Source organism: Vibrio nereis NBRC 15637 (assembly GCF_001591105.1).
In the GTDB taxonomy this organism is placed as follows: Bacteria; Pseudomonadota; Gammaproteobacteria; order Enterobacterales; family Vibrionaceae; genus Vibrio; species Vibrio nereis.
In genome coordinates, this window is the sequence record NZ_BCUD01000011.1 from 125,227 (window position 1) to 137,469 (window position 12,243).

The following is a 12,243-nucleotide window of genomic DNA, read 5'->3' on the forward strand; positions in this document are numbered from 1 at the left end:
TATGGCAAATGTATCAAAAAAGCCCTGCTGGATTAGCAGGGCTTTGTATTTATAACAACACTATGCGTTTGAATTAGTCACGCAGTGTCGCACCGAACTTCTCTGATACGTGTGCAACGATAGCTTCTACCGCGCCGGCGATGTCTGCATCTTCAAGCGTACGCTCAACAGATTGTAGTGTCAGTGCAATCGCAAGGCTCTTCTTGCCTTCCTCAACACCTTTACCTACGTAAACGTCGAACAGTTTCGCATCTTTCAGGAACTCACCACCTTGCTCAAGACACGCTGCAACGATGTCACCTGAAGCTACTGCTTCGTCGACAACGACTGCGATGTCACGACGGTTTGATGGGAACTTAGACAGTTGAACCGCTTCTGGGATCACTTTCGTGTTGATCGCCGACCATTCGATTTCGAATACGATAGTACGACCATTCAGACCAAACTTGCGCTCTAGCTCTGGGTGAACCGTACCGATCACGCCCACTTCTTTGCCGTCTACAACGATCGCCGCAGATTGACCTGGGTGAAGTGCTGGGTGTTTCGCTGCCGCGAAAGAGTACGCTTTTTCGTTTGCAGAAAGCTCTAGAATTGCTTCTAGGTCACCTTTAAGGTCAAAGAAATCAACCGTGTTAGTTTCAATGTCCCAGTGCTCTTCACCGCGAGTACCTGCAATCACACCTGCTAGCATTGGCTCTTGGCGCATGCCGTTTTCTGCCGATTCACAAGGAATGAAACGCAAGCCGTATTCAAATAGACGAACACGTGGCTGCTGGCGTTTTTGGTTGTGAACAACTGTGTTCAGTAGGCCTTGAATCAGACCTAGACGCATCGCTGACATTTCCACAGAAATTGGGAATGGCAGGATTAGCGGCTCTACGTCAGGCACGATCAGTTTTTGCTGCTCTGGTTCAACAAAGCTGTAAGTGATCGCTTCTTGGTAACCACGGTCAACTAGCAGGTTACGAACGCGTTTAAGAGGAATATCCGCTTCAACGTGGTCGTTCATCTTAAGTGCTGCTGCTGGGTTTTGATTTGGAATGTTGTCGTAACCGTAGATACGGCCAACTTCTTCGATCAAGTCTTGCTCAATCGCGATGTCAAAACGCCATGTCGGTGCCGTCGCGATCCAACCGGCTTCTGTTGATTCAACAGTTAGGCCAAGACGCTCTAAAATCTCTACTACGTCAGCATCAGGGATGTGGTGACCAAGTAGGTTATCAAGTTTAGTACGACGCAGTGCCACGGTGTTTGCTGTTGGTAAATCAGATTCAGATTCTACTGCCACAACAGGTGCAACTTCACCGCCACAGATTTCAACAAGAAGCTCAGTAGCACGCTCCATTGCGCTTGTTTGTAGTGCGAAGTCGACACCACGCTCAAAACGCATTGAAGAATCAGTATGTAGACCGTAGCTACGCGCGCGGCCACGAATGTGGTCAGGTGCAAAGAATGCACACTCTAGCAGCACGTCTTTTGTTTCAGCAGTTACGCCTGATTCTTCACCACCGAAGATACCCGCGATCGCTAGCGCTTTACCGTGGTCTGCAACCACTAGTGTGTCTGCGTTTAGCTCAGCTTCTGTACCGTCTAGAAGAGTCAGTTTTTCGCCCTGCTCTGCCATACGTACCACGATGCCGCCTTCGATCTTAGCCAGATCAAATGCGTGCATTGGTTGGCCTTGCTCTAGCAGAACGTAGTTTGTGATATCAACCACTGGGTCGATTGAGCGAATACCACAACGGCGCAGTTTCTCTTGCATCCAAAGTGGTGTTTCAGCTTGAACGTTTACGTTCTTAACGATTCGACCAAGGTAACGAGGACACGCTGCTGACGCTTTTACTTCGATAGAAACTGTATCATCGATCGCTGGCGCAACTGGGTTAACCGCAGGCTCTGTAACGTCTGCACGGTTTAGTACGCCCACTTCACGAGCAAGACCACGAATGCTGAAACAGTCAGCGCGGTTTGCTGTTAAGTCTACGTCTACCGTTACATCTTCAAGGCCGAGGAATTCGCGGAAATCGGTACCGATAACGGCGTCTTCTGCTAGTTCCATGATGCCGTCAGACTCTACGTCGATACCCAGCTCAGTGAATGAACAGAGCATGCCGTGAGAAGGTTGACCACGTAGTTTCGCTTTCTTGATTTTGAAGTCGCCTGGAAGAACCGCACCTACCGTTGCAACTGCAACTTTAAGGCCTTGGCGACAGTTTGGCGCGCCACAGACGATGTCTAGTAGCTCTTCTTCACCCACGTCGATTTTAGTCACACGTAGTTTGTCTGCGTCAGGGTGCTGACCACATTCAACAACGTGACCCACTTTAACGCCAGTGAATGAACCGGCTACAGGTAGTACGTCGTCTACCTCTAGACCCGCCATTGTAATTTGGTGAGTAAGCTCGTCAGTCGATACCGCAGGGTTTACCCACTCACGAAGCCATGATTCGCTGAATTTCATAGTGATAAATCCCCTGGATTACTTGAACTGTTTAAGGAAACGAAGATCGTTCTCGAAGAACGCACGTAGGTCGTTTACGCCGTAACGAAGCATAGTCAGACGCTCAACGCCCATACCAAATGCGAAACCAGAGTATTTCTCAGGGTCGATGCCAACACTGCGTAGTACGTTCGGGTGAACCATGCCACAGCCTAACACTTCAAGCCATTTGCCGTTTTTACCTTTCACGTCAACTTCTGCTGAAGGCTCAGTGAACGGGAAGTATGAAGGACGGAAACGAACTTCTACTTCTTCTTCAAAGAAGTTACATAGGAAATCGTGCAGAATGCCTTTCAGCTGTGCAAAGTTTACGTTCTCGTCAACCAGCATACCTTCCACTTGGTGGAACATTGGCGTGTGCGTTTGGTCGTAGTCGTTACGGTATACACGGCCCGGAGCGATAAAACGGAAAGGAGGCTTGCCATTTTCCATCGTACGGATCTGTACGCCAGACGTGTGAGTACGCAACATCAAATCTGGGTTAAAGAAGAAGGTGTCGTGGTCAGTACGAGCTGGGTGATCTTCTGCAATGTTCAGCGCATCAAAGTTGTGGAACGCGTCTTCAATTTCAGGACCAGACTCAGTGTTAAAGCCTAACTCACCAAAGAACTGTTCAATACGCTCAACTGTACGAGTAACTGGGTGTAGACCACCATTCTCGATACGACGACCTGGTAGAGTCACGTCGATAGTTTCTGCTGCTAACTTCGCTTCTAGCTCTGCGCGTTGTAGCGCGTCTTTACGAGCTGCGATAGCTTGCTGAACAATGCCTTTCGCTTTGTTGATCTCTTGACCAGCAGTACGGCGCTCTTCTGGTGGTAGTTTACCTAGGCTTTGAAGCTGAGCCGTTAGCTCACCTTTTTTACCTAGATACTGAACACGCACTTCATCAAGTGCGACTAGCGAATCTGCAGCTTCAATTGCTGCGCCCGCGTTAGCAATGATCTCTTCTAGATGTTGCATCGTTTCCTCATCTACCTATGCCCACCTGCAAAGTAATAGGCATAAGTGGTAGTGTCCTTTATGGGTATAGCTTCGCAGGAGGCTGATACCCGACAGGGATTTTTGGTCTATAAATAGCTGTACATAGTAACGAATGACAAGTGCAAATCCAAACTGAAATCCTTTTATTTAATGCCTTTGGATAAAATTTCATCCCAACGCTTGATAAAAGAGAATCTAACACCAAAGTTAAGAACAAAGACTTAACAACTAGGGCTCCCTAAATGAAAATCGAGATCGCGCCAATCCACGCTGCGCAAAATTCCAATATTCGCGCCATTATTCAATCTGTCGGCGCCGAGTTCGGAGCGATTGGTGAAGGCTTTGGGCCGTCAGACCCAGAAGTGTTGGCAATGAGTGAACATTATTCTCTTGCGAATAAAAGCCGCTACTTTGTTGCCACATTAGACGGCAAAGTTGTCGGTGGGGGTGGGATTGCACCTTTCAACCATTCAGAACATGCCTGTGAGTTGAAAAAGCTTTTTTTATTGCCAGAAAGTCGTGGCTTAGGCTTAGGAAAGAAGCTGAGTGAGCAATGCTTGGAATTTGCGAAGCAGCAAGAGTTCACAAGCTGCTATCTGGACACATTAAACACCATGACTTCTGCCATTAAACTCTATGAACATCTCGGCTTTGAACATTTAGACCAACCGATGGATGGCACCGAACATAATGGCTGTGACGTATGGATGCTGAAAGAACTTTAACCACCAGCCACGCAGTTTCGACCACCAGACTTCGCGATATAGACAGCATTATCGGCTTCTTTGATAAGATCATTGAAGTCGTCCATTTCAGCAGTACGCTCTGCTACACCGACACTGATACTGCCTCGCCATGCGCCTTCTCCGGTAGGAATCAGCATGTTGGACACCGTTTGCCTGGTGAGCTCTGCGATATGTATCCCACCCTGTAGTTCTGTATTTGGGCAGATAACAAAAAACTCATCGCCACCTAAACGACACACAAGATCGTCACTACGAAATGAATCACGCAATGTATGTGATAACTCAATGAGTAGCCTATCACCAGCATCATGTCCGGCCGTGTCATTCACTTGTTTAAAGTTATCCGCGTCGATCATGATACAGACCAATGGCTCGTTATTTCTTATTGATTCTTGCCAGTACACTTTGAGCTTTCGAATGGCACAGCGTCGATTAGGTAACTTGGTTAATGAGTCAGTCAATGACAGCTCTTCGAGTTGTTTATTGGCTTGAGATAACTGCTTAGTCCTTTCATGCACTTTATCTTCTAAACATTGGTTGAGCTCCAACAACTCTTTGTTTCGTTCAGACACCTGGTCAAACAAACCATTCAATGCCCTCAACAGCGGCTCAGTAGAGCTTGCTTGTTTTTTCTCTTCCCTTTCGTAAGCAACTTTAGGATCAACCCCTGCCTTAATCTGTGCAACCTGACGCGACATATTCTGATCAATACCAAGAATGTGATAAGCGAGCCAATGGATAAGGAAATTTAAAAGTTGTTCAGAGGCTTTCTTATTTTCTTCGCTGATAAAGGCCTGCATGCTGATGATATCAGCCATGAAGGCACGGTGAATTTTAACATGAGCTTCAATGTGCTCGTGGTACACGCCTTCTTGGCGCATCAGTTGCTCTTCTTCTTTAAAATGAAATTCTGAATACCGAGAAAGCTCAAATAACGCCATACGGATATCCTGAAGAGAGATATTGTTCTCAGCGATCAAGTCACCATAACGATTGATGATTTCAACTAAATACTGATGCTGTTCATCTACGTCATGAATACCTGTCTCATAGCAGTTGTCCCACTTAAATGACGTCATATAACCCTAGCCTTCATCGTTTTCTCTTATAAAAGTTCAATATAACTTGCTTATACCCGCATATATATCATGGATTTTTACATGGCTTTTACAGAATGCTAAGAACTAAAAAATAAAAAGCGGAGCTAGATCAGCCCCGCTTTTTCATTATCTATTTTTAAGCGTTAAAACAGTGAACTTAGTCACTTAGAAATAGTATTCCAACGACACTTCAAAAAAGTCATCTTGGCGCCCGAAGTAAAGTAAGTCATCCGGCGTGTCATTTTCAAACAACCAGCCGTCGATTCGCCAACTGAGATGATTGGTTAAGCGGCTAGACGCTTCGAGCTTCGCGTTGTACACATCACTATGATCCAAGTCTTGTGTGACTCCCAATAAGATCTCGGTACTGTCTGCATCATTGAGTGCCAGCCGCGTCCCAAGGAACAGATCATTTTGACCGATCGTCTGTGCGTTATTGCCGCGACTGTCGTACAGATATTCGGCGATCAAGCCAACATCCCACACGCTACCCAATGCTCCGACCACCGTGTACTCAAATCCCGTTACGACACCTGTATGATGATGTAGGCTATCGCGGTAAATGCTTTCCAGCTTCCAGAGCCAGTCTCCGACAATCCCTTGAACATCCAATCCAAGCTGTTTAGCTTGAGCGTAGTAAGGCTTGAGTTCACCAGAGTCAAAACGATAATAGGGATCGCGGTCGGTACCTTGAAAGTAACTGACGCCAACATCCCAGTCACCGAGCATCTTGGAATAGCGCGCTGCAAAATCCAAATGCTTCTGCTCTCGCGATGACTCGTAGAGCGCATCCTCTGAGACTGCAATTGTCGGCCTCAAACGGCCGTCACTCCCAGCAAACGTACGTTCACGAAAATACGGCAACATCATCGCGTCCAGCGTGCCCCACTCTTTTATTGAAGTGAAATGAAGCATCGGCTGACCCAGCTTGTCTTCACCATCAACCGCTTCAACCGCATCGGTTTGGTTAACCACATCGACCAAGTGCGCCGATTCAGTGACGCCCCAAAACACTTTACCGATCCCAGCTCGCAACTCATAGTCATCCCAGTAAGTTAAGTACAACGCTTCGCGAATATCTCCATGACTACGTTCATCATCCAGGCTATCGAGACGATAGAACGGCGTGAAGGTAAACTGCGATTGCTCGCCGATTTCCCAAAATAGTTCGGGTTGCAGAACCAGCGAACTTTGCCCTTTATCCTGCCCTTGCAAGCCATCGGAGAAAAACTGTCGGTGTTCTAAGTTCAACTGTCCAGACAGCTCGACACCGTGACATTGCAGCGCCACCAAAGTCAGTACAGCGCTGCCGATTAGTCGAGCGGTCACACTCATTGCTTGTTTCATGAGGCTCCTTATTTCACGCGCTTGAGGATGTTTTTCTGGAAGTCTTTGTCATCCAGACCCGTTTGAAAGCTGAGTTCACTGGTGGTAAGAAGCGTACTTTTGCCTGACTGATGATTGACCATACTCATCGTATGCGCTCGCCAGTATTTATCTAAATACTGTTTGTAATCGGTGAAAGTCAGGGTTTTCAACAGTGCGGCTTTGCGGTCGTAAAATTCAACTTTCAGTGGTCGATAGTGTTGCTGGTCAAGCCATACTAACTGCTTGGTGTAACCCGAGTTTTTGTCCGTCGGCACTTGCTCAATCAAGTAGGTCGCATAGCCATCCAACTCCTCATCACCGATATAGTTGAAACGGTACTTTTCCAGCTCAAATGAACTTAAATCTTCATAGGCAAATTCACTGCCCATAAATGGACCCGATTTATTGCGTGAAGAAATACGTTTCACGCGTTTTAGTGCTGGTAAATAGAGCCATTGATCATCTGCTTCTGTGACGTGCGAATGATTGAGGAAAGCCGTCCCTTTAACATCTCTTGGCTCGTCAAAGATCGTCAGGCCTTTATCACCATCGCCATCCACTTCAAGGGAGTTCAAACGCATTTCGCGCGTACTGCTCTCGCCTTGCGCGTTTTTGAGGATCATCTGCATCGTCGCCATTGAGTTTCCCCAACCTTCATCACGAGCTTTACGCTCCGTGGCGATCTCTAAGCCGCGTTCCGGCGTAGCCAATGTTTGCGCCGAGCAGAGAACCAGCGCAGAAACCGAGATTGCTTTAATCATTGATAGTGTTTTCATCATTCATCCCTTAGTTTTGAATCTGTGGAGTAGCGGTGCGAGCAGGCGTAAGTTCACTGTTTTCGGACTCGGTATAACTCGCGGTATCAAATCGCATCAGTAGAGCTGGCAAGAAGACAAAGTCGACCACCAACGCCAAGAAGATCACCATTGCGCTGAGCTGTCCCATATCCGCATTCAGTCTGAAGCTCGACATGGCTAAGACTAGGAAGCCAGACACCAGTACCACCGTGGTGATCCATAGCGCTCGACCTACGGTGTGGAAGGCATAGCGAACTGCTTCTTCCGCTGATTGACCCAGTTTTCGAGCGCGTTGGTATTTCGACAGGAAGTGCACCGCGTCATCGACAACGATACCCAAGGTCAACGTCACCACCACCGATAAGCCAAGGTTGATTTCACCTGAAAACAGCGCCCAAACACCAAAGCCGATAACCGCAGGCGCAATGTTGGGTACGATGCTGATCATGCCTAATCGAAAAGATCGCAGAGCGAACACCATCAAAGCGGAGATGAGGATCAATGTGACTGGCAAGGTTGAAAGCATACTCTCCATATTGGTTTCACCAATGTGGGCAAACATTAGCGATGGACTCGAAGCAACCACCTCATATTGCGGCGCCGTTGACGCAAACCAGTTGTAGATTCTGTTTTCTAAATCCACCAGCTCAACACTGCCGAGGTTATCGGTTGTTAGGACCATCTTGATCGACGATTTGTCGACATTGACCTGGTTATTCAAATCCAAGCCGTATGGCAGAGACATCTCGTAAAGCAGCAAGTATTGTGCGGCTAGTTCACGCTCCAAAGGCAGACGGTAATAACTTGCATCATCAGCGTGCATGTTCTTGTTAAGACGTTTGTAGACATCGGACAAGGACGCCACATGGTCTGTTTCCGGTTGATTACGCAGCCAACCGGTAAAATCACTGATGGTTTTCAGAAACTCAGGATCGGCGATACCTTGTGACTCATTGGTTTTCACCGCAATGCTGATGTTCGTCATACCGCTAATATTTGCTTCCATGAAGTCTGCAGCTTGGCGGAACTCACTACTGGTAGCAAAGTACTTCACCGATTCGTCATTCACTCTATTCAACGGGATCAAAGCAGCGGTTGCAGCGATGACTAATACCGAACTGGGTAGTAGCCATTGACGATACTTAACGACCAAATCGCCCAGTTTATCCATCACATCAGACGGTGCTTGCTCCCCTTCTGGTTGAGGCTCGACGCGAATCGGTAACAACTTGAGCATCGCAGGCAGCATAGATACTGAAAGGAAGCAGGCGATCATAACGCCGAGTGCGGCCAAATTTCCGAAGTCACGCAAGATTGGAGAATCGGACATATTCATCATCAAGAAGCCGATCGCAGTAGTGACCGAAGTGATCATGATCGGGACAAAGTTGATGGCGATACTCTGATCGATCGCATATTGCTTGCTATGCCCTTTTTTCATGTACTGACGCATGGTCGAGATCACGTGGACACAGTCGGCTACAGCGAGCGTCATCACTAACGTGGGAATGTTGACTGTTGAGGTACTAAGAAATATACCGACCCAGCCTGAGATACCAAACGTCGCCAATACCGACATGATGATCACGACTAGCGTTGCAACCACACTCAACAGTGAACGTAACATAGCGGTGAGGAAGACTAATATCACCAGCAACATGGTCGGGATCAGCGTCATACTGTCCTCCTGCGCCGAGTCCATAAACGCGTAGTTGAGCGCAACGATACCCGCTTTATGAAACTCTACATTTGGATAGAGTTGCTGATACTTAGCAATCAGTTGGTCTGAGCTGTGGTTGATCTCCAGTATTTCTGCTGTCTCATCCAATTGTGGCAATTGCAACGTAATGTTGATCACCGCGACATGACCGTCACGTGACACCAACGAGTCTTTGACCACTGGCTCTGATAGAGCAATTTGCTTAATTTTCTCAATCCGCTCTGACGTGAGTGGATAATCTTCCAGCAGCAAGTCCTCAACGATCAGGTCATCTTGATACGCTTCGGTATGCTGATAGTTCGCCAACGAATCAACGCGGTTAGAAAAAGGAATTTGCCACGCGTCTTGGGTAATTTGCTGCAGCAACGTAAGCGTTTCAGGTTCGAAGACCGTACCACTTTCTGGTGCGATTACGATCGCGAGGTTGTCTGACTTAGCAAACGTCGTTTGTATCTCGTCAAAGGCACGCAACTGAACATTGTCATCTTCAAAAAAGATACTGTAGTCACCTCTGAAGTAGAGGTTTTTTGCACCTATCGAAGCCGCGATAAGCATGAGCATCGTTGCCAATAACACCCACCAACTAAATCGCGTCGGCAATGTTAGCCAACTGTTTGCCGCGTCTGGGGTTGAATTATTCGTTGTCATCACATTCTCCATTTTGTGACGTTTCGTCATAGTAAGTGATATAAAAACCAGCAAATGCTGGTCATCAAGCAAAATTTCGGACACAGATGTCCGCACGGATTGCTTTTATCAAAAATTGACGATTCGTCACCAAAGGAGATTTAAAAAGCCCACGTTGGGCTTTTTAAACTGCGATGCTATCTGCCGACCGACTCGAGATACTCCATTTCTTCGTGGAATAGCTCTTGTTCTACACGGCGCCAAGTCTTACGGTAATCCCACTCAGATGAGAGCGGTTTCCAGTTCAGACCATCAAGCAACATATTCGCGTTATTCAGTAATGAATAAGGGTCTTGTATACGGTTAATACAACGGCTATTTGACGCATTTTGCGCGAGCGCATTCGAACCAAAGGCAATAGACCAGTTTGCAAACACTATCGCGTCAGAGCTGATACCGGGTGAGAATTTCAAATCCCCTTCTTTCACCGCATCGGTAACCAACAAATCCGCATGGTCTATGACCTGCTCTTCGAGTTTATTCAGTTCATTCACACGTTCAGGTGATGCCTTTTCTAGTACCCAAGGGCTCTTAGCCATAATTGGGCAGGTCGACAACACCGGTTCCATCCGCGCATAGACACTAAAGCTAACGTGCATAGCGATGATTCGTTCTCGTGTCGAACCTTCAAATGCCGCCGCTCTGGCAAACAGTACACTTTCTCTTTTTAACGAGTGAATGCACAACGCGAGGATAGCGTCCTCTTTGCTCGAAAAATGATTATAGATAGTCCCTTTCGAATAGGGGCTCGCAGCGGTCAACTTATCCATTGTTAAGTTGCTCCACCCTTGTTCCCTTACGATAGACTTCGCCAATAGCGTCAGTTCAACTTCCCGATCCGCTATCGCTTGCTGCTTTTTGGTTAAACCCACGCCACAGCCGCCACTATCTTTCTTGTCATTTTTACTACAGCTAAAGCCAAACATGATTAATCCGTCTCTTTGAAACTCCTTACACGTACCGATTGTAACACGAATATCAGAGTCGTTATAAATCCACTTTATGACGACTCGTCATTTTTGACACATCGTCATATTAGTTCATTTATCGTTCATTGCAAGAGACATATGAAATTAATTTATTAACCTAACTTATCGTTCTCAATGCTAAGATATTTACAAGGGTAATTTCAGCTAGGGAAAAGCAATGTCGTTTAAACATCGAGTTCTGTGTGCTGCGCTATTACTGCCAATGCAAAGTTTGGCAGCCAACTGGGCGCCAGAAGAAGTGGTATCAGGATTGAATGTACCTTGGGGATTAAGCGCAATTGACGCTAACAACGTTATGCTTACTGAGCAGAACGGACAAATCAGCGTGTTAAACCTCAAAACAAAGGCCGTCAAGCCACTGCTACAAGTAGAACGTGTAGCGGCTTATGGGCAAGGTGGTTTATTAGATGTCGCTCACTCGCCTTTTGCACACGATCAATTCTATTTCACTTACTCCCAACGAGTTGATGATGCTATTGAAACCACGCTGGCTGTGGCAACTTATGACGGTAAAACGCTGAACGACTGGCAAGACTTATTAGTTACCTATTCGGGTTCTGATACGGGGCGTCACTTCGGTAGCCGTATCGCCTTTGATGAAAAATTCGTGTACTTCTCGGTTGGAGATCGGGGGGAAAGAAAGAACGGCCAAGATAGAGCGACACATGCAGGCTCTATATTGCGACTCAATCCTGATGGCTCCGTACCGGATGACAACCCTTTTGTTGGTAACGCGAAGATCGAACCGCAAATTTGGAGTTACGGACATCGCAATCCACAAGGTCTGCATTTCGATCCACAGTCCAATTCACTTTGGTCTATCGAGCACGGCCCGCGTGGCGGCGATGAAATCAATTTGATCACCAAGGGCGCCAATTATGGCTGGCCCGTGACATCACACGGCAAAGAGTATTGGGGGCCCATTTCGGTCGGTGAAGCGCAAGAAAAAGAAGGCATCGTCTCGCCACGTAAAGTTTATATTCCCTCAATCGCGCCAGGTTCATTGGTGCTGTATCGTGGGGAACGCTACCCTTCCCTAGACGGGAAATTGCTCGCTGGTGCGCTAAAGCTCACTCACATCAACGTAGTCAGCTTAGATCAGTACAACAATGTAGTGAAAGAAGAGCGTATTCTTGAGTCACTTGGAGAGCGAATAAGAGATATCGAGGTGCTACCCAACGGAGAGATTGTCTTTAGTACCGACAGCGGGAAGATCTATCGCTTGGTTGGGCAGTAATATCACCGAACGTACCTATCGAAAAACAGTACGCTCAGATCATTGCGATGATTGATGTACGGCAGATACAAAAAATCCCAGCATTTCTGCTGGGATTTCTTATTTGGAGCGACAC

At 47.0% G+C, this 12,243-nt stretch carries 9 protein-coding genes; 2 read left to right on the forward strand and 7 right to left on the reverse strand.

Features of this window, described 5'->3' with window-relative positions; translation table 11 throughout:
- Positions 1 to 73: 73 nt before the first annotated feature.
- Both pheT and pheS read right to left on the reverse strand, forming a co-directional pair.
- Positions 74 to 2,461: a phenylalanine--tRNA ligase subunit beta gene (pheT, locus tag VNE01S_RS12980; RefSeq protein WP_053393973.1), complete on the reverse strand. Its 2,388-nt coding sequence runs from the start codon at positions 2,459 to 2,461 to the stop codon at positions 74 to 76.
- Positions 2,462 to 2,479: 18 nt separating this feature from the next.
- Positions 2,480 to 3,463, reverse strand: a complete 984-nt coding sequence (pheS, locus tag VNE01S_RS12985; protein WP_053393972.1) for a phenylalanine--tRNA ligase subunit alpha — start codon at positions 3,461 to 3,463, stop codon at positions 2,480 to 2,482.
- Positions 3,464 to 3,726: 263 nt separating this feature from the next.
- On the opposite strand from pheS, the gene VNE01S_RS12990 reads away from it, so the two are divergent.
- Positions 3,727 to 4,209 (forward strand): GNAT family N-acetyltransferase, encoded by a 483-nt coding sequence (locus VNE01S_RS12990; protein WP_053393971.1) that lies wholly within the window; start codon positions 3,727 to 3,729, stop codon positions 4,207 to 4,209.
- On the opposite strand, the gene VNE01S_RS12995 is transcribed toward VNE01S_RS12990, so the two are convergent.
- The 5 genes from VNE01S_RS12995 to VNE01S_RS13015 all read right to left on the reverse strand — a co-directional run bounded on the left by VNE01S_RS12995 (position 4,206) and on the right by VNE01S_RS13015 (position 10,828).
- Positions 4,206 to 5,309, reverse strand: a complete 1,104-nt coding sequence (locus VNE01S_RS12995) for a GGDEF domain-containing protein (protein WP_053393970.1) — start codon at positions 5,307 to 5,309, stop codon at positions 4,206 to 4,208. The two genes, VNE01S_RS12990 and VNE01S_RS12995, sit on opposite strands and share 4 nt — an antisense overlap.
- Before the next feature lie 186 nt (positions 5,310 to 5,495).
- Entirely contained in the window at positions 5,496 to 6,665 is a 1,170-nt protein-coding gene (locus VNE01S_RS13000) for a hypothetical protein (protein ID WP_373278558.1), read from the reverse strand.
- Between the two features lie 20 nt (positions 6,666 to 6,685).
- Positions 6,686 to 7,477, reverse strand: a complete 792-nt coding sequence (locus VNE01S_RS13005; protein WP_162208405.1) for an outer membrane lipoprotein-sorting protein — start codon at positions 7,475 to 7,477, stop codon at positions 6,686 to 6,688.
- 7 nt (positions 7,478 to 7,484) lie between these two features.
- Positions 7,485 to 9,863 (reverse strand): efflux RND transporter permease subunit, encoded by a 2,379-nt coding sequence (locus tag VNE01S_RS13010; RefSeq protein ID WP_053393967.1) that lies wholly within the window; start codon positions 9,861 to 9,863, stop codon positions 7,485 to 7,487.
- 176 nt (positions 9,864 to 10,039) lie between these two features.
- Positions 10,040 to 10,828, reverse strand: a complete 789-nt coding sequence (locus VNE01S_RS13015) for a TetR/AcrR family transcriptional regulator (protein WP_053393966.1) — start codon at positions 10,826 to 10,828, stop codon at positions 10,040 to 10,042.
- 220 nt (positions 10,829 to 11,048) lie between these two features.
- Between VNE01S_RS13015 and VNE01S_RS13020 the strand changes: the two genes are divergently transcribed.
- Entirely contained in the window at positions 11,049 to 12,128 is a 1,080-nt protein-coding gene (locus VNE01S_RS13020) for a PQQ-dependent sugar dehydrogenase (RefSeq protein WP_053393965.1), read from the forward strand.
- Positions 12,129 to 12,243 lie beyond the last annotated feature (115 nt).